Source organism: Allorhizobium sonneratiae (assembly GCF_023700755.1).
Taxonomy (GTDB): Bacteria; Pseudomonadota; Alphaproteobacteria; order Rhizobiales; family Rhizobiaceae; genus Allorhizobium; species Allorhizobium sonneratiae.
This window is the reverse complement of the sequence record NZ_JAMKOJ010000012.1, coordinates 113,013-135,848: the sequence shown is the minus strand read 5'-3', so window position 1 is coordinate 135,848 and position 22,836 is coordinate 113,013. Positions and strand designations below refer to the sequence as shown.

Here is a 22,836-nt window from a genome sequence, read left to right as displayed (position 1 = left end):
AAGATGACGGATTTTAGCCTCACCGATCTCGAAGCGATTGTCGCGAACCGCGCCAAGGCGTCACCGGATGAAAGCTGGACGGCAAAACTGGTGGCGAGCGGCCAGTCCAAGGCGGCGAAAAAACTGGGTGAAGAAGCGATTGAAGCAGTGATGGCGGCGGTCACGGAGGATCGCGCCAATCTCATTTATGAGAGTGCCGATCTGCTTTATCATCTGCTGGTCGTATTGAAAATTGCCGATATACCGTTACAAACAGTGCTGGAGGAGCTTGAGCGGCGCACGGCGCAATCAGGCTTGAGCGAAAAGGCCAGTCGGGCAGGACCATGAGCACAGCGATCAAGGACGTAAATCTGGAGGAGACCCTTGATCACTTTCAGGCAGACAGCTACTCGCCCTATCTGTTCTTTTCATCCGATGAATGGGCGCGGTTTCGCGCCGATACGCCGCTGACCCTGACGCTGGACGAAGTCCATCGCCTGCGATCCATCGACGATCCGATCGATCTCAATGAGGTGCGGCGCATTTATCTGTCGCTGTCGCGGCTTCTCTCCTCCCATGTGGAATCCTCGCAGCATGTGTTTGAGCAGCGCAACCGCTTCTTGAGCACCAATGTGACGAAAACTCCGTTCATCATCGGCATTGCCGGCTCGGTGGCCGTGGGAAAATCAACAACAGCGCGTGTCCTGAAGGAATTGCTGCGCCGCTGGCCCTCCAGCCCCAAGGTTGATCTGGTGACCACGGACGGGTTTCTCTATCCCAACGCCACGCTGATCCGGGAAAACCTGCTGAACCGCAAGGGTTTTCCCGAAAGCTACGATATCGGGGCGATCCTGCGCTTTCTCTCCGAGATCAAGGCGGGCCAGCCCAATGTCAAGGCGCCGCGCTATTCGCACCTAACCTATGATGTGCTGCCGGACGAATATACGGTGATCGACCGCCCGGATATCCTGATCTTTGAGGGTATCAACGTGCTGCAATCGCGCAACCTGCCGCGCGACGGCAAGATCGTGCCGATGGTCTCGGATTTCTTCGACTTTTCGATCTATATCGACGCCGAGGAAAGCCTGATTCACAACTGGTATGTCAAACGCTTCATGAAGCTGCGGCAAACCGCCTTCCGCGATCCGAAATCCTATTTCCATCGCTATGCCTCGATCAGCGAGGAGGAAGCGCTGACCATTGCCGAAGGATTATGGGCGAATATCAATCTGATCAATCTCCGGGAAAACATATTGCCCAGCCGCCCCCGTGCCGATCTGATTCTGCGCAAGGGCGAAAATCATCTCATTGAGCAGGTGGCGCTGCGAAAATTGTAAAATCCATTTTCTGTCCATTCATTTCAAGCCTGGGAGGAGCTTATGAACGATACGGAAAACGAGACGGCCAAAATTGGTCATGACAGGAGAGGGTTTATCGGGCTGGCGACGCTTGGACTTGCCATGACGGCAACCTCGGCAACCGCCATGGCTGAAGAGGGTCAGGCCGCGCAAGCGGGTGGTCCGCTCTCCCCGCTTCCGATCGTGCTGCCGAAAACCGAATTCGTCTATGAGGCGATCTGCACGCTGGAGCCGGCCCTCGACCTTGGCAATTCGCCCTTGGGACAGCGGCGGATGATCAACATTACCGGCGGAGAATTTGCCGGTCCGCGGCTGAAAGGCAAGGTTCTGCCCGGAGGCGCCGACCGGCAATTGCTGCGCAAGGATGGGGTACGGCTGCTTCATGCCCTTTATGAATTGAAGACCGATGACGGTGCCATCATCACCGTCGACAATCGGGTGCTGATCGACACGCCGGCCAAGGGTCCGCGTTATGCTTTTTCCCAGATCGACTTGACGGCACCCGAAGGCCCGCATGACTGGCTGAACCGGCGGGTTTTCGTCGGAACGCTGCACAGCATGCAGCCCAAACCAATGGTTCTGATCCGGGTGTTCAGCCTGATATAGGCGCATCCACCGATACGGAAGGCGTTATTCGCCCTCCGGCTTCAGCCGCATCTTTTTAACTTCGCCCCGGCCCGCCTTCTCCTTCAACCGCCGCTCAATCGAGCCTTTGGTGGGCTTGGTCTTGCGCCGCGGCGGGGCGGGTGGTTTTGCGGCTTCCAGCAGCAGTTCCTTCAGCCGTTCGCGCGCATCTTCGCGATTGCGCTCCTGACTGCGAAAGCGGTTGGCCTCAATCATCAGCACCCCGTCTTTCGACAGGCGACGGCCTGCAAGACGGGTTGCATTGGCCTTGACCCGATCTGGCAGCGAAGGCGAGCCCGTCAGATGAAAGAAGAGCTGCACGGCGGTCGAGACCTTGTTGACATTCTGCCCGCCCGGCCCGCCAGCCAGCACGAATTGCTCGGTCAGTTCCCAACCGGCAATCGTTATTCTGTCATTGATCGTAAGCGGTTCGCTGGCCATTTTGGGACTTCACAGGAATTGATGGGGTCTCAATACTCCATTTTCCTGCAATCGTCATGCCTTCAAGGGACGATTATCGTGCGGCCCTTGCATCATTCCTGTCATCAATGCTGTTTTGAAAAATGATGAGCAGGTTCCACGTGAAACAGAAAAACCGGGGGCGCTGTCAGCGCCGCCCGGCTCTCCCCTCCTCCAAGACTATAGGACAGAGTTATTCCGCTGCCATCGCCAGAACCGGAGCGGCATTGCGGACATTGCTGTCCACATGCGCTTCGAATTTCTCAAAATTGGCAATGAACATGCCGACCAGCTTTTGCGCCTGTGCATCATAGGCCTGACCATCGCTCCAGGTCGAGCGAGGATCGAGGATCTTGGTGTCAACGCCCTCCATGGCCACCGGCACCTTGAAGCCGAAATTGGCATCGGTGCGGAAATCGGCCTTTTTCAGCTCGCCGGAGAGAGCCGCCGTCAACAAGGCACGGGTTGCCTTGATTGGCATGCGGTTGCCAACACCATAAGCGCCACCGGTCCAGCCGGTATTGACCAGCCAGCAATCGACGCCATGGCTTGCGATCAGTTCCTTGAGCAGATTGCCATATTCTGCCGGATGGCGCGGCATGAAGGGTGCGCCGAAGCAGGTGGAGAAGGTGGCTTCCGGCTCGGTCACGCCACGCTCCGTGCCTGCCACCTTGGCGGTGTAGCCGGAGAGGAAGTGATACATCGCCTGTTCCGGCGTCAGCTTGGCAATCGGCGGCATGACACCGAAAGCATCGGCCGTCAGCATGATGATCGTCTTCGGATGCGGTGCAAGACCGGTGTCCGAGGCATTCGGAATGAAGTCCAGCGGATAGGCGCAACGGGTGTTTTCCGTCTTGGACCCGTCATTGAAATCCGGGACGCCATCGACATCGAGAACCACATTTTCCAGAACCGTGCCAAATCGTTTGGTCGTGGCATAGATTTCCGGCTCAGCTTCCGCCGACAGACGAATGGTCTTGGCATAGCAGCCGCCTTCAAAATTGAAGATGCCGTTTTCGCCCCAGCCATGTTCGTCGTCGCCGATCAGCGTGCGGGTCGGATCGGCAGACAGCGTCGTCTTGCCGGTGCCGGACAGGCCGAAGAAGATCGCCGTGTCACCATCGGGGCCGACATTGGCCGAGCAATGCATCGGCATGACCTTTTTCGCCGGCAGAAGATAATTCAGCGCCGTGAACACCGATTTCTTCATCTCCCCGGCATAATAGGTGCCGGCAATCAACACGATCCGGTTGGTCAGATCGCAGGCGATCACCGTTTCAGTGCGGCAGCCATAGCGGGCGGGATCGGCCTTGAAGCTCGGCAGATCGATGATGGTGAAATCCGGAACAAAGTTTTCAAGTGAAGCGCGGTCCGGGCGGATCAGCAGATTGCGGATGAACAGCGAATGCCAGGCCAGCTCGGTGATCACGCGAGTCGGCAGCGCATTGGCCTTGTCGGCACCGCCGATCAGGTCCTGAACGAAGAGTTCCTTGCCGACGACATGCTCCTGCATATCCTGGAGGAGAAGAGCGAAATGCTCCTTCGACATCGGCTTGTTGTTGTCCCACCAGATCTGGCCATCGGTGTTTTCGTCGCGCACGATGAACTTGTCCTTCGGCGAACGACCGGTGTGCTGGCCGGTATCGGCGCAGAGCGCACCATCGGCGGTCAAGACCGCCTCACCCTTGCGGATGGCAAATTCATAAAGCGCTGCCGGAAGCAGATTATAATGAACGCGCCCGGCCTTGTTCAGACCGATCGTTTCAATGCCGTTTTGAAGGTTGCTCACGCCAAACGCCTCCATCCTAGTCTTCCTCTCTCACGCCAATGGCAAGCAGCCGCCTCCCTTCATACGCGAATTGGTGAGGACAGGCCGCATTCTGGTTTCAAGCGCATCCGGACGCAGGACAGCTTTGTCTTTTCATCGTCAGGCTCTAACGCTGACCTAACGGTAGAGAGACAATTTTAAAAAGGCAAGGTAGGAAATTCAAAATTTTCCAATTATTTCATATATTTAATCGTTTTAAACTGATATGTCAGATTTAAATCGGTTCAATCACGACAGGCCATAGCGGGATAATTTTAGGTTCTTGCCGTCAGAGTAAAAGATTTATTCATCCCGCATTCATTGCCTTTGCCACAATTTGTTCCAGCTTTATCCCGATGACGGCCATGCCGCTTTCCGGCAATCATCCAGCCCACGGCAAAATGTTGGGGGAATGGTGTGAGCCCTGACCACGGAGACAAACTGAATGCAGACAATCGCGCTTGTTGACGACGACCGGAATATCCTGACGTCGGTTTCGATCGCCCTGGAAGCGGAAGGCTACAAGGTGGAGACCTATACCGACGGGGCTTCAGCTCTGGACGGATTGCTCGCACGCCCGCCCCATCTGGCGATTTTCGACATCAAGATGCCGCGCATGGACGGCATGGAACTCTTGCGCCGTCTGAGGCAGAAATCCGACCTGCCGGTGATTTTCCTGACCTCCAAGGATGAGGAGATCGATGAGTTGTTCGGCCTGAAAATGGGCGCGGACGATTTCATCACCAAGCCGTTTTCGCAGCGTCTTCTGGTGGAACGGGTGCGCGCCATTTTGCGCCGTTCGGCCAGCCGTGATGCCAGCGGCATCATTTCAGGCGTCAAGGGACCGTCCGAACCGCAGGCGCGCCATCTGGAGCGCGGCCAACTGGTCATGGACCAGGAACGCCACACCTGCACCTGGAAAGGCGATCCGGTGACGCTGACGGTGACGGAATTTCTCATCCTGCATTCGCTCGCCCAGCGCCCCGGCGTGGTCAAGAGCCGCGATGCGCTGATGGATGCCGCCTATGACGAACAGGTCTATGTCGACGACCGCACCATTGACAGCCATATCAAGCGCCTTCGCAAGAAGTTCAAAATGGTTGACGGCGATTTCGACATGATCGAAACGCTTTATGGCGTCGGCTATCGATTCCGCGAGACGGCTTAAGCGATCAAAAACCCCGGTGAAACCTGCAATCATGCGCTTCGGCCCCTTCTTGCAGGATAGAGCATCGGACCGAAAAGTGGGAACCGGTTTTCGGATCAATCCGATGCGCAAACAAAACTAGGAGCCGCCGTTTTCGGCGGCTCACTTGATTTCGATTTCCGCCCTCTTGCCAGCATATGATAGATTTGTTCATGCAAGGCCGGTCAATCGGAGCAAAAGCTGATATTTTGAAAACGGCAGATGATGGGCTCGCCGAAAGGCGAAAGGGTTTGACTTTTGGCGATTGAATTCGACGACAGGGACAATGACAGCACGGAGGCGCCGCGTCGCTCGTGGCGTATCCGCTTTACCCATCCCTTTACCCTTATTCGCCGGATTTTCGGCAATGCCGTCTTTTCCAGCCTGACGCGCCGCATCGTCTTTTTCAATCTCGCGGCCCTGATCGTGCTGGTCGGTGGCATCATGTATCTCAACCAGTTCCGCGAGGGGCTGATCGATGCGCGGGTGGAAAGCCTGCTGACCCAAGGCGAAATCATCGCCAGCGCCATCTCCGCTTCTGCCTCGGTCGACACCAATTCGATCACCATCGATCCACAGAAACTGCTGGAATTGCAGGCGGGCCAAAGTATTACGCCGGTGCCGAACGACGAGGATCTCGATTTCCCGATCAAGCCGGAACGGGTGGCGCCGGTGCTGCAAAGATTGATCTCGCCCACCCGCACCAGAGCGCGCATTTTCGATGCCGACGCCAATCTCATTCTCGATTCGCGCCATCTTTATTCGAGCGGTCAGGTGCTGCGCTACGATCTGCCGCCGGTGGAAGGCGAAACGGAAAGCTGGAGCGACTGGATCGGCAAGCTCTTCAACCGCCTGCTACAGCCGAGCAACGTGCCCCTTTACAAGGAAGCGCCCGGTGGTGACGGCTCGATCTATCCGGAAGTGATGAATGCGTTGACCGGCGTGCGCGGTGCGGTGGTGCGCATGACCGAACAGGGCGAACTGATCGTCTCCGTCGCCGTGCCGATCCAGCGTTTCCGCGCCGTTCTCGGCGTGCTGATGCTGTCCACGCAGGCGGGCGATATCGATAAGATCGTTCATGCCGAGCGGCTGGCCATCCTGCGGGTCTTCGGCGTCGCGACGCTGGTCAACATCATGCTGTCGCTGCTTTTATCCTCGACGATCGCCAATCCGTTGCGCCGTCTCTCGGCTGCGGCCATCCGGGTGCGGCGCGGAGCGAAGGAGCGCGAGGAAATTCCCGATTTTTCTGCTCGTCAGGATGAGATCGGCAATCTTTCCATTGCGCTTCGGGAAATGACGACGGCACTTTACGACCGCATCGCGGCCATTGAGAGTTTCGCCGCCGATGTCAGTCACGAGTTGAAAAATCCGCTGACCTCGCTGCGCAGCGCCGTCGAAACCCTGCCACTTGCCCGAAACGATACGTCCAAACAGCGGCTTCTCGACATTATCCAGCACGACGTGCGCCGCCTCGACCGGCTGATCAGCGATATTTCCGACGCTTCGCGGCTTGATGCGGAGCTGGCGCGCGCCGATGCAAGACCGCTCGATCTGGAAGCGGTTCTCGCCAATCTCGTCGATGTTTCCCGCCAGATCGGCGGCTCGAAGAAACGAGTGGAAATAGACTATGTCGTCGATCATAAGCCGGGTCAGAAGGGCCGTTTCATCGTTAACGGCCATGATCTGCGCATCGGGCAGATCGTTACCAATCTGATTGAAAATGCCCGTTCTTTCGTCCCTGAAGATACGGGACGGATTTCCGTGCATCTCACACGCGGGCGCACGCGTTGCGTCGTCCGGGTCGAGGACAATGGCCCCGGTATCCGCGCCGAAGATATCGACCGGATTTTCGAGCGCTTTTACACCGATCGGCCGGAAGGCGAAAGTTTCGGTCAGAATTCCGGCCTTGGCCTGTCGATCAGCCGGCAGATCGCCGAGGCCCATGGCGGCTCTCTCAGGGCCGAAAATATCGTGGAGCCGGAAAGCGGCCATGTGAGCGGCGCCCGCTTCATTCTCACCCTGCCCGCCGATCCTTCCGTCCATGACAAATAAGCGCGTCAACCTGCACGCAACCGCCATTGTTCTCGACAGACGGGGCTATCTGATCATGGGCCGCAGCGGCAGCGGCAAATCCACCCTGGGCATGAGCCTGCTGAATGATGCAGAGCGCGCCGGGCGGTTTGCCGCCTTGATCAGCGACGATCAGGTCTTCATCGAAAACCGGCATGGCCGTCTTATTGCCTGCCGACCTGAGACGATCCGCGGGCTGATAGAGATCCGCTATAGCGGCATCGTCTCGTTGCAAAGCGTCAGCCGGGCTGTGATCGACGCCATTCTTCTGCCGGTGAATGCCAACAGTGAACGCCTTCCCGAGGACGCCAGCAGCCGGGAGGTTCTGGCCGGCCTGAGCCTGCCGGTCATCCACATGGACCTCATCCATTCTCATCCCTATGCGGTCATGAACGTGCTGATGAGAGCCTGGAAAGATAAGGCCTTGGGCCTGTCGCAGGCAGCGCATTCAGGCTGACAAAGACCGTACAAATCTTTTTACGTGAAAAAACATCAATGCACTCAAGGATATGCTTTCCCATGCCTATAGCAGGATTTCGTGAACCGGAATCCACTGAAGGAGAAAACTCTGCCGTAGATGAAAAGCGTTACAGCATTTCATGTGCGTTTGATAAAACGCATGATGCTGTAAGACTTGACGATTTTAAGCTTGCACTTCGTATTTTCCTCGCCAAGATGCCTTGAAGACATAGCATATTGAACCGGTGGTAGATGTTGGGCCAGAGAAGCGCCTTATGGTTTTTGCAGAAAAGCAGGAACGGGTTTTCCGGGATAGACGGCAAAAATGGAATTCAGAGTTTGTCTGGTTCACGCTAAACCTGCCGAAACCCATGGGACAGGATTGGAATGGGGCAGGTTTTATCCGGTTCGGCTGGCTGTCATGTTCATATCGGGTTTATGTTTTTTCAATATTGGTGTCGGTCCGAAACAAGAGAATGGTGGACGAACGTTTTTCAATGCAATATTTGGCATGGCTCGCATGACTTTCGCAGAGGGACCATCTCTCTCAAGAGATGCGCAATGACAGACACGGGGAAAGCCGGTTTATTGCAGTTTGCAGCGAGACGCCGGCGGTACCTTGGTGAGGGAGCGATACGCTTATGATCGGACTTGTGCTTGTCACCCACGGCAAGCTGGCTGAAGAGTTTCATTATGCCGTGGAGCACGTGGTTGGTCCGCAGAAGTTCATAGAAACGATCTGCATCGGCCCTGAAGATGACATGGACCAGCGCCGTCAGGATATTCTCGATGCCGTCATGCGCGCCGATGACGGCCATGGCGTCATCATCCTGACCGACATGTTCGGCGGCACGCCCTCCAATCTGGCCATTTCCGTCATGAACACCGGACGGATCGAAGTGATTGCCGGCGTCAACCTGCCCATGCTGATCAAGCTGGCCGGTGTCCGCGGCGACAACGACATGGATCGCGCCCTGATCGAGGCCTCGGAAGCCGGACGCAAATATATCAACGTCGCAAGCCGCGTTCTGAGCGGCAAATAGGACCGCCACCTTCATGACATCCTTCACCCGCGAGTTGCCGATCATCAACAAACGCGGCCTTCATGCCCGCGCTTCGGCCAAGTTCGTCCAGACCGTTCAAGGTTTCGACGCCACCGTCACCGTCAGCAAGGACGGAACAACCGTTGGCGGTACCTCAATCATGGGCCTGATGATGTTGGCGGCCAGTCCCGGCACCACTATTCTCATAACAACAGACGGCAATGATGCCGAAAAGGCGATGGAAGCCCTCGATGCCCTGATCCGCGACCGCTTTGGTGAGGACATGTAAAGCATGCTCTGACATAAAGACATAAAGACTTCTTTATGTGATTATTGCCTTCGGCACTTTTCCCTGTTACAGCATTATGGACAGCCTGCCTTGCCCGGCAGGCAGCGCGAGGCTGTGCGACCGGCACAGCTCTCGGTCTGACTGGCTTTATCGCGGATTTCGGGAAACAGCGGGTTTTCCGAAACTGTCAAAGGTTTGGAGAACGCCATGAGCACTGAAAAAGATTATATCGTCGCAGATATCGGACTTGCCGATTTCGGCCGCAAGGAACTCGACATCGCCGAAACCGAAATGCCGGGCCTGATGGCTGTTCGCGCCGAACTGGGCGATGCCAAGCCACTGAAGGGCGCACGCATCAGCGGCTCGCTGCATATGACGATCCAGACCGCTGTTCTGATCGAAACGCTGAAGGTGCTGGGCGCCGAGGTGCGTTGGGCCTCGTGCAACATCTTCTCCACGCAGGATCATGCCGCCGCCGCGATTGCCGCCACCGGCGTACCGGTCTTTGCCGTCAAGGGCGAGAGCCTGACGGAATACTGGGATTATACCGACCGCATCTTCCAATGGGCCGATGGTGGCCTGTCCAACATGATCCTCGACGATGGCGGCGACGCCACCATGTATATCCTGCTGGGTGCGCGCGCCGAGGCAGGCGAGAACGTTCTGGTCAATCCCCATTCGGAAGAGGAAGAAGTCCTCTTCGCCCAGATCAAGAAGCGTCTGGCCGCCAGCCCCGGCTGGTTCACAAAGCAGCGCGACGCCATTCGCGGTGTGACCGAGGAAACCACCACCGGCGTCAACCGTCTCTATCAGTTGGCCAAGCAGGGCCTGCTGCCCTTCCCGGCGATCAATGTCAACGATTCGGTCACCAAGTCGAAGTTCGACAACAAATATGGCTGCAAGGAATCGCTGGTCGACGGCATTCGCCGCGCAACTGATGTGATGATGGCCGGCAAGGTTGCCGTCGTCTGCGGCTATGGTGATGTCGGCAAGGGTTCTGCTGCATCGCTGCGCGGTGCGGGTGCGCGCGTCAAGGTCACCGAAATCGACCCGATCTGCGCCCTTCAGGCCGCCATGGACGGTTTTGAAGTGGTCAAGCTGGAAGACGTCACGAAAAGTGCCGATATCTTCATCACCACCACCGGCAACAAGGACGTCATCCGCATCGAGCATATGCGCGAGATGAAGGATATGGCGATCGTTGGCAATATCGGCCATTTCGACAACGAAATTCAGGTTGCCGCACTGAGAAACCTGAAGTGGACCAATATCAAGCCGCAGGTCGACATGATCGAATTTGCGGCCGGAAACCGCATGATCCTGCTGTCGGAAGGCCGCCTGCTCAACCTTGGTAACGCCACGGGCCATCCGTCCTTCGTCATGAGCGCCTCCTTTACCAACCAGGTTCTGGCACAGATCGAGCTCTTCACCAAGCCGGACGCCTACAAGAACGAGGTCTATGTCCTGCCGAAGCATCTGGATGAGAAGGTTGCCCGCCTGCATCTCGAAAAGCTCGGTGTGAAGCTGACCGAACTGTCGGAGGAACAGGCCTCCTATATCGGCGTCACCCCAGCCGGTCCGTTCAAGTCGAACCACTACAGATACTGATCTCTATACAATTACACACCATATATAGAGTATTTTCCGGAAAAAAGTCGTTGCTGTCCTCACCCGGAAAGACATGAAAGACAAAAGCCGCAGCCTTCAAAACGAAGCCTGCGGCTTCTTTTTTCTGTCACCTCTTTCCGGCTCATCTTATCCACAGTATTGTTTTACCACTTGATTCGTCGTCTCAACGTCCGAAAGCGGGTCGATAGTCCCGCAGGACAAGGCCGGAGCAGGTTGGGTGTCATCGACAGCCATCGCTCATGGTGTCCGGGACGCGAGATAGGGATGTCTTGTCAAAGATGCGGTAAACAGACGGAGACAGACCGGACATGGCGGTTTCTTTCGACAACTCGCTCCAACGCGGATGGGCGGGAAAAATTTTGCTCGTGCCTCGGGTCTGGACACGGTTACGGTCCTGCAGACTTCGGGGCTTGTATCAGTCAACGGCACAACGGCTCAGAACCGGCACAGTGCTGGCCGGGTTTGGCGCGGGTACGGATCATGCCCTTGCACAAGGCCTGACCGGCACCATGGGCAATGCAGGTGGCACCGCCACCTTCACCTCCGGCGAAATGATTGGCATCGCCCTGATCGTCGGTGCGATTTCGGCAACACTTCTGTCGACGCTCTGGCTTTTGCGCCAGCGCAACAGCATGGTAGCCGAGGGCCGGGAAATGCGCTCTGCCCTATCTGATGCCAATCAGCGAATTTCCCGCTATCAGGCCCTGATTGCCGACAAGAACCGTCGGATCGTCATCTGGGACGGCAGCACCAACAAGCCGGAACAACTGGGCCAGCTGCCGCTGGAAACCGGCGCGCCCACCGGAGAAGCCGATTTTCTCGCCTTCGGTCGCTGGCTGAAGGCTGCTTCCGCCGCCGATCTCGATCACGCTGTCGAAAAGCTGCGCTTCAAGGCGGAAAGCTTCGATCTCATTGTCGAAACCCATCGCGATGAGGTGCTTGAAGTGCAGGGCCGCGTCTCCGGCGGCCGCGCCTTTGCCCGTTTCGTGGCGCTGAACAATCTGCGCGCCGAACTGGCGGAACTGAAAATCGAAAAGGCGCGACTGAGCTCGGCCATCGAGACGTTCGAGAGCCTGCTCGATTCGCTCGAACACCCCGTGTGGAAACGCGACAATGACGGCAAGCTGATCTGGGTCAATCAGGCCTATAGCGATGCCGTGGAAGCCCTGACCCCGGATCAGGCCATCCAGGAACATCGCGAAATCCTCAACACCATCACCCGGGAAAAAATCCGGGCGACGCTGACGCCCGTTTCGCCCTTCCATGAGACGGTTTCCACTGTCGTGCACGGCAATCGCAGCTTTTTTGACGTGGTCGACGTCAAGGCGCCCTTCGGCTCCTGCGGTATGGCCATCGATGTCACGCGCGAGGAAGCGTTACGCGAAGAGCTGAAGCGCACGCTGAAAAGTCATGCCGAAACGCTGGATCATTTGGCCACCCCCGTGGCCATCTTCGACGGTGAGCGGCGGCTGCAATTCTACAATCAGGCCTTCCAGCAACTCTGGGGTCTCGATCTTGGCTTCCTCGAATCCCGCCCCGATCACGGCGAGCTGCTCGACCGGCTGCGCAGCGCCGGCAAGCTGCCGGAACAGCTGAGCTGGAAGAGCTGGAAGGAAAACACACTCTCCGTCTATCGCGCCATCGATACCCAGACGGCGCTATGGCATCTGCCGAACGGCCAGACGCTCAGGGTCATCGCCTCGGCCCATCCCCAGGGCGGCGCAACCTGGGTGTTTGAAAACCTGACCGAACAGGTCGATCTGGAAACCCGCTACAATACGCTGGTCAAGGTGCAGGGTGAAACCATCGACCACCTGTCTGAAGGCGTGGCCGTCTTCGGGCCGGATGGACGCATCCGGCTTTCCAACCCGGCCTTCCGAGCGCTATGGGGCATTACCGAGACAGAGGCCGCGCCCGGAACCCATATCCGCGCCATTGAAGCCGCCTGCCTGCCCTCCTATGACCGGCCGGATGGCTGGCGCACCTTCAGCCGGATGATCACCAGCTTCGAGGACGAGCGCCCCTCCAGCCAGGGCACCATCGAGCTTCTTTCCGGTCTGGTGCTGGATTATGCGCTGATCCCGCTGCCGAATGCGCAGACCATGCTGACCTTCGTCAACATCACAGACGGCGTGCGCGCCGAGCGGGCGCTTCTGGAAAAGAACGAGGCGCTGCGCAAGGCGGATGAGCTGAAAAACGATTTCGTCCAGCATGTTTCCTACGAATTGCGCTCCCCGCTGACCAATATCATCGGTTTCACCGATCTTCTGAAATCGCCCGCCATCGGCCCGCTCACCGAGCGGCAGGCGGATTATATCGATCACATCTCCACCTCGTCTTCGGTGCTTTTGACCATCGTCAACGATATTCTCGATCTCGCCACCGTCGATGCCGGCATCATGCGGCTCAATTATTCGGTGATCGATCTGAGCGACCTGCTCGACGATGTCTCGATGCAGATGACCGACCGTCTTCAGGAAGGACGGGTGACGCTGGAAATCATGGCGCCGTCGCAGCTGGGTGAGATCGTCGCCGATCAACTGCGCCTGAAGCAGATTCTGATCAAGATCCTCACCAATGCGGTGAATTTCTCGCCGGAAGGCGAGAAAGTCGTGCTGAAATGCTGGCGGGAAGGCTCCGATTTCGTCTTCACCGTTGCCGACAATGGCTGCGGCATTCCCGAAGACACTCTGCAGACGGTGTTCAAACGCTTTTCCTCCAATGCCAAAGGCGGACGCCGCACCGGCGCAGGGCTCGGGCTTTCCATTGTCGAAAGCTTCGTCAACCTGCACAAGGGCAGCGTGACCATTGATAGCGTCACGGACAAGGGCACCACGGTTGTTTGCCGGATTCCCTCCGGCGAACTCATCCATTCCGTTGCCGCTGAATGATCCCGTCTTCCGGCTCCATGCTACTCACTCTTGCCGACGAGAAAGCGACCCAGCAGCTCGGCGAGGATCTGGCGCGGGCGTTGAAACCGGGTGACTGCATCAAGCTGAACGGCGATCTTGGTGCCGGAAAATCGACGCTCGCCCGCGCACTGATCCGCGCTGTTGCCGATGACGACGCCCTGGATGTGCCAAGCCCGACCTTCACGCTGGTCCAGGCTTACGATCTGCGCATTCCCGTCGCCCATTTCGATCTTTACCGGCTGGGCGATTCCTCCGAACTGGATGAACTCGGCTTCGATGAATGGCTCGAAACCGGCATCTGTCTGGTGGAATGGCCGGAACGTGCTGAGGACCGGCTGCCTGAGGACGCGCTGACCCTCACCTTCAGCTTTCCGAAAGATGGCGGCAGGCAGCTTGCCATCAGTGGCCCTGAGCCCCTGTTGCAGCGCGTAAGACGCAGCCTCGCCATTCGCGCCCTGCTGGATCAAAACGGCATGGCAGGGGCAAGGCGCCGGTTCCTGAGCGGTGACGCCGATTATCGCGCTTATGACCTCGTCTCCTCACCGGTTGGCTCGCCGCGCATCGTCATGGACAGCCCGAAACGCCCGCAAACCCCCGTGATCCGTCACGGCAAGACCTATCCGGAACTGGTGCATCTGGCGGAAGATTGCCGCGCCTTCGTTGCCATAGACCATCTTCTGCAGGACATGGGGGCCACTGTCCCGGCAATCTATGCGCAGGATCTGGATCGAGGTCTGCTGCTGATCGAGGATCTCGGATCGGAGGGGGTTCTCGATGCCGATGGCAGGCCGATGGCAGAGCGATATGCCGCAGCAGCAGCCTGTCTTGCTCATCTTGCCCGCGCCGATGTTTCACGTGAAATCCCCGTCACGCCCGATCATAGCCATGTCATTCCTGCTTTCGATGATGCTGCTATGCTTTATGAAACGGAATTGCTGCTGGACTGGCATATTCCCTGGAAGCTCGGGCGGCAGGCGCATGAGGCGGAGCGGCAAGAATTTGCCGCGATCTGGCAGAAGCTGATCGGCTTGCTGGATGACCGCACACATCTGGTTCTGCGCGACGTTCATTCGCCAAACCTGCTGTGGCAGGCGGAAAAAGAAGGGATTCAACGGGTCGGACTGATCGATTTTCAGGACGCGATGATCGGTCCTGCTGCCTATGACCTGGCCTCGCTCCTTCAGGATGCGCGCGTGACCATACCGGCAGCGATGCAGGCTGATCTTCACGATCATTATATCGACCTGAGACGCGATGAAGCCGGTTTCGATGCGGTGGCCTTTCGGCGGGATTTTGCCATCATGGCGGCCCAGCGCAATTGCAAGCTGATGGGGCTCTGGGTGCGGCTGAAGCTGCGCGACAACAAGCCGGACTATATGCGGCATATGGATCGCACGCTCACCTACATATCCGCAGCTTTTCAGCATGAGGCCCTTGCGCCCCTCAAGGATTGGTGTGCAAGACTTGGCCTGATCTGAAAAGACTTGAACAACAGGACGTCATGACCATCACACAGGCAATGGTGCTGGCCGCTGGCCTTGGCACACGGATGCGGCCCATTACGGACACCATGCCGAAACCGCTGGTCAAGGTGAAGGGCAAGGCGCTGATCGATTATGCGCTCGACCATCTGGAAATGGCGGGTGTCGAGACGGCAGTGGTCAATCTCCACCATTTCGCCGGTCAGATGCGGGATCATCTTGCCAGGCGCGAGACGCCGGCTATCCTGCTGTCCGACGAAGAAGAGCGGCTTCTCAACAATGGCGGCGGGCTTGTCAAAGGCGTTTCTCTGCTACCGCCCGGCCAGGTTCTGGTGATGAATGCCGATCTCTTCTGGATCGGTGAGCCTGAGGGCCAGCCGACCAATCTCGAACGCCTCGCCCGTTTCTTCGATCCCGACACCATGGATATGGCCATGCTGACGGTGCGGCTCGACCAGACCACCGGCCATAATGGCACGAAGGATTTTCATCTCGGCACCGATGGTCGCCTGAGCCGTTACAAGGACGGTGACGCCAATCCGGTCGTCTATGCCGGGGCTCTGGCGCTGCATTCCGCCTTGCTTGACGATGCGCCGGAGGGGGCGTTCAATCTCAACCTGCTGTTTGACAAGGCGATTGCCCGTCGCCGCCTGTTCGGCCTGCCCCTGCAAGGCCACTGGCTGACCGTCGGCACGCCCGATGCAATCGGCGAGGCCGAGGCGGTGATGACAGCTTTTGATGAAAAGGCATAAGCCATGGCCCGGTTCTGGACCGTTCCGCCATCCGAGCCCTTTCTCAGGCTGATCGCCCGCGCGCTCTGTGACGGGCGGCTTGCTCCCGGCTATCGCTATGATCCCGCCGATCCGCTGTCATTGTCAAAGGTCACCATTCTTTTGCCGACGCGGCGCGCCGTGCGTGTCTTGCGCTCTGAATTCGTCGATATCCTCGGCGGAAAATCCGCTATTCTGCCGGTGATCCGGCCACTCGGAGAAGCCGAGGAAGACACCGGCTATTTCGATGCCGAAAGCCCTGCCCTCATCGATCTGGCGCCGCCGATCAGCAATGTCGCCCGGCTTCTGGAACTGGGCGAACTCATTCTGGCCTGGCGCAACCGCCTGCCGGAGATTGTCCGCAGCATTCATGCCGATACGCCGCTGGTGGCCCCGGCAAGCCCGGCAGATGCGGTCTGGCTTGCCCGTTCCCTGGTCGAACTGATCGACGCCATGGAAACGGAAGAGCGCGACTGGGCCGATCTCGACCAGCTCGATGCCCGTGACTTTGCCGCCTGGTGGCAATTGACGCTGGAATTCCTGCGCATTGCCAGCGCGTTCTGGCCGCTGCGGCTGGAGGAGCTGAACCGGTCCTCGCCAATGCGCCACCGCAACGCTTTGCTTCAGGCCGAGCGCGAACGGCTGATGAAACTGCCGCAGACGGGGCCGGTGATCGTTGCCGGCTCGACCGGGGCTATTCCCTCCGCTGCCCAGTTGATAGCCACCGTCGCCAGCCTGCCGCAAGGCGTCATCGTCCTGCCCGGCTTGGACAAGACCTTGCCGGAAGACCAATGGCAACTGGTCGGCGGCGAGCAGCCGCCCGGTCTGCCGCCCGAACCCACGGCGCGCACCCATCCGCAATATGGTCTGCACCGTCTGCTCGGCAAGCTGCAATTGAACCGCGACGATGTCGCTGCACTCGAAACCGGCCCGAGCGATCTTCAGGACCGGGCGGAAATCATCTCCCGCGCCCTTGCCCCGGCCAAGGCCACCGACAGCTGGACCGCGTGGCGGGAAGAGTTTGGCGATGCCCGTTTCGCCGCCGCCTTTGCCGATGTCGCGTTGATCGAAACGGCCAATGAACGGGAAGAAGCGCTGGCAATTGCGGTGGCGCTGCGCATGGCGCTGGCCGAACCGAAAGCCGATGGCGGCGAAAGCCGGGCGGCCCTGATCACGCCGGACCGCAATCTCGCCCGCCGGGTGACGGCGGAGCTGACGCGCTTCGGCATCGAGGCCGACGATTCGGCCGGTACGCCCTTTTCCTCGACGCCGCAGGGCATGTTGCTGACACTGACGCTGGAGGCCTGTCTCAGACCCGGCGATCCGGTGGCGGTCGTTTCGCTCCTCAACCATCCGCTGGCGCGCTTCGGCCTGCCGGAAGAGGGCTTGCGGGAAGCGGCAGACGCACTGGAAGCCGTGGCGTTGCGCGGCTCGACCGCAAGTGTCGATATCGCCGAACTCACCTCACTGTTCGAGCGGCAATGGCTGGCGCAGGCAGAAGACCGGCATCCGCCGCATTGGCGCAAATATATTCCCGATGCGGTGAAGGAAAAAGCCCGCGCACTCACGGTTGCCGTTGCCAGAGCGGTCGAGCCGCTGGCGGGCCATGTCGTTGCCCATGGCGATGGATCGCGCTTCACCTCCAGACTTGCCGTGCGCGACTGGGCCGAACGCACCGGCCGGGTGCTGGAAGCCATCGCCAAAAGTGAAACCGGCGATCTCTCGCTGCTTTGGGCCGGCGAAGCCGGGCAGTGTCTTGCCCAGCTCCTCAGCGAAATCATGGAAACCGACGGCACGATCCATGCCGATGGCCCGCAATGGATCGATATTGTCGCCGCCCTTGCCGCCAGCCTGTCGGTCAAGCCGCGCTCGCTGCGCCATCCGCGCGTCTTCATTTTCGGGGCAATGGAATCACGCCTGCAAAGCGTCGATACCATGGTGCTGGGCGGCTTGAACGAAGGCTCCTGGCCGGGTTCGGCCTCCAACAATCCTTTTCTGTCGCGCGGCATGAAAACCGATCTCGGGCTGGAACCGCCGGAACGGCAGATCGGCCAGCTTGCCCATGACTTTGAAATGGCGAATGGCGCCCGCAGGCTGATCTATTCGCGGGCGCTGCGCCAGGGATCGGCCCCGACCGTCACCTCACGCTTTCTCCAGCGCCTGCTGGCACTTGGCGGCAAGGGTTTTGCCGATCAGCTGAAAGAACGCGGCGCCTGCTATCGCCATTGGGCCGGGCTGCTCGATCAGGCCCCTTCCGAGCCCCCGGCAGAACGACCGGAACCGAAGCCGCCTGTCACTCTTCAGCCGAAATCCTATTCCTTCAGCGAGGTCTCGGTGCTGCGCCGCGACCCTTATGCCATCTATGCGCGGCGTATTCTCAAGCTCGATCCGGTTCATCCCTTCAACACCGATCCGGGTGCGGCCGAACGCGGCACGCTTTACCACAGAATTGTCGAGCGCTTCATCTCTGCATGCCCTGATCAAATGGGACCGGAGGCCGAAAGGCTGATGCAGGAGATCGCCAATACCGCCTTTGACGAGGAGGGCCTGCCGACGCATATCGATGTGGTCTGGCGCAGGCGTTTCCGCGATGTCGGGCGCGAGCTGATTGCCTGGCAGCGGGGGCGCGATCCGGCCAAAATCATCACCGAGGCCAGAGCCGGTGTCGAGCTGGACAATATCGGCATCCGGCTGACCGGCATTGCCGACCGGCTCGACATTCGCGCCGGTCATGCCGATATCATCGATTACAAGACCGGGTCGAACCCCAGCAAAAATGTCGCCCGCAGCCTGATCGATCCACAGCTGGCGCTGGAAGCGGCAGCGCTGATGCGCGGCGGCTTTCGCGATGCCGGACGGCTCTTTCCCGACAATCTCATCTATGTGCGGCTGCGCCCCGGCAGCCGTTTCGATGCGGAAACCGTCAATAACGAGCTGACCGCAAAGGCGGACAAGGCGAAATCCGCCATCGATCTGGCGGAAGAAGCCGTCGATCAGCTGAGCCGCTTCGTCACCCTTTTGCAGACGGGCAAACGCGGCTTTGTCTCCCGGCTGATGCCGGCCAAACAGAATGATTATGGCGGCGATTACGACCATCTTGCCCGGGTGGCGGAGTGGTCGACGGCCGATGCTGCGGAGGATGGCGAGGATGCGTGAGACCGCTTTTCTGCCAGAAGGCGAAAACCCCATCGACTGGACGACGCGCCAGCAGGCGCTGGCTTCCGATCCCGCCCGCTCGGCCTGGGTTTCGGCCAATGCCGGATCGGGCAAGACCCATGTGCTGACGCAGCGCGTCATCCGCCTGCTGCTGGCAGGTGCCCGCCCCTCTTCCATTCTCTGCCTGACCTATACCAAGGCGGCGGCCTCGGAAATGTCAAACCGCGTCTTCAGCCGGCTGGCGGAATGGGCCACCCTGACGGATGACGCCCTTGCCGCCCGCATCCAGGAGATCGAGCGAAAGCCGCCGAACCGGATCAAGATTGCCGAGGCGCGACGGCTGTTTGCCCGGGCGCTGGAAACGCCGGGCGGGCTGAAAATCCAGACCATTCACGCTTTTTGCGAGGCGCTGCTGCATCAGTTTCCATTGGAGGCCAATGTAGCCGGGCATTTTTCCGTGCTCGATGACAGCGCCGCCTCCGTGCTTTTGGCCGAGGCGCGGCGTCTGCTCCTGACGGCCACCGCAACGGAAGACGATGCCGCTCTGGCCGAGGCCTTTGCCGAAGTCTTGAGCATTGGCGATGAATTCGGGCTGGAAAACCTGCTCGCCGATATTGTGTCCAACCGCCACGCCGTGCGGCAGTTTCTCGCAAGAACCGGCACATCAGGCAGCATCGACCGGTTCCTGCGGCAACGCTTCGGCCTCTCCGGCCATGACACCGAGACCGGCCTTGCCGAGGCCTTCTGGCCCCTTCCCGGTTTCAACGGACCGGTGCTTTCCAGCTACATTGATCTTGCCTTCAGCAAGGGGGGCGTGAAAGTTCAGGCCATTGCCAGCCTGCTGGAACAGGCCGTGCGTGAACACGATGCCTTCCGCCGTGTGCGCCTGCTGGAAGAGGCGTTTTTCACCAGTGCTGGCAAGCCCAAGGCCGATTCGACGCTGATTGCGTCTGCCATGACCAAGGCCGCGCCGCATCTGGCCGAGGCTGTTGTAGAGGGGCGCGATCATGTGGTGGCCTGTCAGGCCCGATTGAAAGTCTTCCGGCTTTACAAGGCGACGCAGGCGGCTGTGACGCTGGCCGAACGGCTGAATGGCGATTATGAAGACCTGAAAAAACGCTCCAGCAAGCTCGATTTCGAGGATCTGATTGCCCGCGCTGCCGAGCTTCTCACCCGCGGCGATGTCGGCCCCTGGGTCCATTACAAGCTCGATCAGGGCATCGACCACATTCTCGTCGATGAAGCGCAGGACACCAGCCCCGTGCAATGGGCGGTCATCCGGGCGCTGCGCGATGATTTTTTCTCCGGCCAGGGCGCCAGACCCGGCGTTCAGCGCAGCTTCTTTGCCGTGGGCGATGAAAAACAGTCGATCTATTCGTTTCAGGGCGCGCGGCCCGAGCGCTTTTCCGAGGAGGCGCGGGCAACCGAACGCGAAGTGACGGGCGGACAGGCGGCATTTTCCGCCATCCGCCTGCCGCTCTCCTTCCGCTCGACTTCGGCGGTTCTCTCTGCCGTCGATCAGGTGTTTTCGGTGCCGGACAATGCCCGGGGTCTCTCTGCCGTCAACGAGCCGGTGGTGCATGTCTCAAGCCGCAGCCAGCATCCGGGCCGGGTCGAGGTATGGGAGATGATCGCCGCCGAAACCAGCGAAAACGACGCCGACTGGACCGCCCCGTTCGACGCCACGCCGGAAAATGCACCGCCGGCCCTGCTCGCCCGGCGCATTGCGCTGACCATCGAGGCGATGATTGGCCGCGACACAATTATTGAAAAGGGTGTAGCCCGGCGCGTGGAAGCAGGCGACATTCTGGTGCTGGTGCGCAAGCGCGGCGGCTTTGTCACGGCGCTGACGCGCGCCTTGAAACGACGCGGCACCATACCCGTGGCCGGGGCCGACCGTTTGCGGCTGACCGGCCATATCGCCGTGCAGGATCTGATGGCACTCGGCCGTTTCGTCCTGCTTTCCGCCGATGATCTGTCGCTGGCGGCGCTGATGAAAAGCCCGCTCTTCAACCTGACGGAAGAGGATATTTTCACCCTTGCCGCAGAGCGTGGCGAGCACACCGTCTTTGCCGAATTGCAAAAGCGGGCAGAGGCGGGCGATGAACCGTGGAAGACAGTCCTTACCCGGCTTCAGACCTATCGCGCACTGTCGGAAACCCTGCCGCCGCATGATTTTTATGCCCGCGTGCTCGGCCCCTTTGGCGGACGGCGGGCCTATCTCGCCCGGCTTGGCAGCGAAGTCAGCGATATTCTCGATGAATTTTTGAGTTTTGCGCTTGCCCATGAACAGGCAGGCCTGCCGGGCCTCCAATCCTTCATCACCACGCTGGAGCAGGACTCGCCGGAGGTCAAGCGCGAGCAGGATCAGGAAGCAAGCGAAGTCAGGATCATGACCGTGCACGCCTCCAAGGGGCTGGAAGCGCCGGTGGTGTTTCTGGTCGATGACGGCTCGAAAGCCTTTAACCATACGCATCTGGCGAAATTCCGCATGCTGCCTGCCGAGGCAGGCGCAGCGGAATGCCCGATCTGGGTGCCGACCAAGGCGGTGGATTGCGCGGTGACGGCTGAGGATCTTGCACGGCGCAAGGCGGCGACCGAAGAAGAATATCGCCGCCTGCTCTATGTCGGCATGACCCGGGCCGCCGACCGGCTGATCGTCTGCGGCTATCGCGGCAAGCTGGATCAGGGCGACACCTGGCACAAGATGATTTTCACGGCCCTGGAGGCTGATATAAGCCACTGCCGGGCCGAAAGCTTTGCCGCAGGACCGGAACGCTGGGAGGGGCTGGTCTGGGAAACCGAGGCGAAAAGCTTTGCCGTGACGGAGGCCGAGCAAACGCCGGAACGGGCGCCCGACGACACGCTGCCTGCGGCCCTGCTCACGCCGCCACCGCCGCCACCGCGCTTACCCCGACCTTTGAGCCCGTCCGGCAACGGGCTTGCGGTGGATGAGGCGGAAGGCGACCTGATGCTGACCTCGCCGCTGTTCAGCCCCGGCGAGGATGCGGGTCTTGCCCTGCAAAAGGGCCGCCTCATTCACCGGATGCTGCAAATGCTGCCCGCTCTGGAAGACGGTGAGCGCGAGGCCGCCGCGCGCCGCTACAGCGAACGCGCAGCACGGCTTTGGCCAGAGGCCGAGCGCGAGAACATGGTTGACGGGGTGATGCGGCTTTTGAACGATCCGGCGCTGACGGCGCTGTTCAGCCCCCAATCCGAGGCGGAAGTGACGGTGATGGGCACGATCCGGCTGGGCCGCGAAGAGCGCGCCGTCTCCGGCAGGATCGACCGGCTGGCCGTAACGGGAAGCCGGGTGCTTCTGGCCGATTACAAGACCAACCGCAAACCGCCTGCCCGAAGCGCCGATGTGCCGCCTGCCCATGTGGCCCAGCTTGCCATCTATCGCGAGGTGCTGAAACCGCTTTATCCGGGAAAGACGATCGATTGCCTGCTGATCTACACCGAAGGCCCGCATGTGATTGCGCTGGATGAAACAGCGCTCAGCCATGCGCTCACATCACTTCAGCCTTCACACCAGGCTACTCGGCAAACAGATGATTGAAATCTGATCCATAACCATCATATATGTGTCACAGACACTTTCCTCCAAGGAG

At 59.5% G+C, this 22,836-nt stretch carries 17 protein-coding genes; 15 read left to right on the top strand and 2 right to left on the bottom strand.

What is annotated here, in order from left to right:
- Positions 1-3: 3 nt before the first annotated feature.
- Genes NAC44_RS19190 through NAC44_RS19180 form a run of 3 tightly spaced genes read left to right on the top strand, consistent with a single transcriptional unit; the run spans position 4 to position 1,943 of the window.
- Positions 4-327 (top strand): phosphoribosyl-ATP diphosphatase, encoded by a 324-nt coding sequence (locus NAC44_RS19190; protein WP_250943171.1) that lies wholly within the window; start codon positions 4-6, stop codon positions 325-327.
- Entirely contained in the window at positions 324-1,316 is a 993-nt protein-coding gene (coaA, locus tag NAC44_RS19185) for a type I pantothenate kinase (RefSeq protein WP_250943170.1), read from the top strand. Before NAC44_RS19190 ends, coaA begins: the two co-directional genes overlap by 4 nt.
- A 42-nt stretch (positions 1,317-1,358) precedes the next feature.
- On the top strand, positions 1,359-1,943 hold the full coding sequence (locus NAC44_RS19180; protein WP_250943169.1) for a DUF3237 domain-containing protein: 585 nt from the start codon (positions 1,359-1,361) through the stop codon (positions 1,941-1,943).
- 24 nt (positions 1,944-1,967) lie between these two features.
- Here NAC44_RS19180 and arfB read toward each other — a convergent pair whose 3' ends face one another.
- Positions 1,968-2,402 (bottom strand): alternative ribosome rescue aminoacyl-tRNA hydrolase ArfB, encoded by a 435-nt coding sequence (arfB, locus tag NAC44_RS19175; protein ID WP_250943168.1) that lies wholly within the window; start codon positions 2,400-2,402, stop codon positions 1,968-1,970.
- A gap of 211 nt (positions 2,403-2,613) precedes the next feature.
- Positions 2,614-4,224 carry a phosphoenolpyruvate carboxykinase gene (locus NAC44_RS19170; RefSeq protein ID WP_250943167.1) on the bottom strand — a complete coding sequence of 537 codons (1,611 nt, stop codon included), beginning with the start codon at positions 4,222-4,224 and terminating at the stop codon, positions 2,614-2,616.
- Positions 4,225-4,672: 448 nt separating this feature from the next.
- Between NAC44_RS19170 and NAC44_RS19165 the strand changes: the two genes are divergently transcribed.
- The 12 genes from NAC44_RS19165 to addA all read left to right on the top strand — a co-directional run bounded on the left by NAC44_RS19165 (position 4,673) and on the right by addA (position 22,784).
- Positions 4,673-5,395, top strand: a complete 723-nt coding sequence (locus NAC44_RS19165) for a response regulator transcription factor (protein WP_250943166.1) — start codon at positions 4,673-4,675, stop codon at positions 5,393-5,395.
- A gap of 282 nt (positions 5,396-5,677) precedes the next feature.
- Positions 5,678-7,465 carry a stimulus-sensing domain-containing protein gene (locus NAC44_RS19160; RefSeq protein ID WP_338022108.1) on the top strand — a complete coding sequence of 596 codons (1,788 nt, stop codon included), beginning with the start codon at positions 5,678-5,680 and terminating at the stop codon, positions 7,463-7,465.
- On the top strand, positions 7,455-7,940 hold the full coding sequence (locus NAC44_RS19155) for an HPr kinase/phosphorylase (RefSeq protein ID WP_250943165.1): 486 nt from the start codon (positions 7,455-7,457) through the stop codon (positions 7,938-7,940). The genes NAC44_RS19160 and NAC44_RS19155 overlap by 11 nt, the downstream gene beginning before the upstream one ends.
- 62 nt (positions 7,941-8,002) lie before the next feature.
- Complete coding sequence (locus tag NAC44_RS19150) at positions 8,003-8,167, top strand: hypothetical protein (protein ID WP_250943164.1); 165 nt, start codon at positions 8,003-8,005, stop codon at positions 8,165-8,167.
- A 416-nt stretch (positions 8,168-8,583) separates the two neighbouring features.
- On the top strand, positions 8,584-8,985 hold the full coding sequence (locus NAC44_RS19145; protein ID WP_250943163.1) for a PTS sugar transporter subunit IIA: 402 nt from the start codon (positions 8,584-8,586) through the stop codon (positions 8,983-8,985).
- A 13-nt stretch (positions 8,986-8,998) separates the two neighbouring features.
- The gene (locus tag NAC44_RS19140; RefSeq protein WP_250943162.1) at positions 8,999-9,274 is read left to right on the top strand and encodes an HPr family phosphocarrier protein; all 276 of its coding nucleotides are present in this window, start codon (positions 8,999-9,001) and stop codon (positions 9,272-9,274) included.
- Positions 9,275-9,481: 207 nt separating this feature from the next.
- A complete protein-coding gene (gene ahcY, locus NAC44_RS19135; protein ID WP_250943161.1) occupies positions 9,482-10,882 on the top strand; it encodes an adenosylhomocysteinase in 1,401 nt (466 codons plus the stop codon).
- Between the two features lie 329 nt (positions 10,883-11,211).
- On the top strand, positions 11,212-13,794 hold the full coding sequence (locus NAC44_RS19130; protein ID WP_250943160.1) for a sensor histidine kinase: 2,583 nt from the start codon (positions 11,212-11,214) through the stop codon (positions 13,792-13,794).
- Positions 13,791-15,293 carry a tRNA (adenosine(37)-N6)-threonylcarbamoyltransferase complex ATPase subunit type 1 TsaE gene (gene tsaE / locus NAC44_RS19125; protein WP_250943159.1) on the top strand — a complete coding sequence of 501 codons (1,503 nt, stop codon included), beginning with the start codon at positions 13,791-13,793 and terminating at the stop codon, positions 15,291-15,293. Before NAC44_RS19130 ends, tsaE begins: the two co-directional genes overlap by 4 nt.
- A 23-nt stretch (positions 15,294-15,316) precedes the next feature.
- Positions 15,317-16,048, top strand: a complete 732-nt coding sequence (locus tag NAC44_RS19120) for a nucleotidyltransferase family protein (protein ID WP_250943158.1) — start codon at positions 15,317-15,319, stop codon at positions 16,046-16,048.
- A gap of 3 nt (positions 16,049-16,051) precedes the next feature.
- The gene (gene addB / locus NAC44_RS19115) at positions 16,052-19,222 is read left to right on the top strand and encodes a double-strand break repair protein AddB (protein ID WP_250943157.1); all 3,171 of its coding nucleotides are present in this window, start codon (positions 16,052-16,054) and stop codon (positions 19,220-19,222) included.
- Positions 19,215-22,784, top strand: a complete 3,570-nt coding sequence (addA, locus tag NAC44_RS19110) for a double-strand break repair helicase AddA (RefSeq protein ID WP_338022107.1) — start codon at positions 19,215-19,217, stop codon at positions 22,782-22,784. The genes addB and addA overlap by 8 nt, the downstream gene beginning before the upstream one ends.
- Positions 22,785-22,836: the final 52 nt, after the last annotated feature.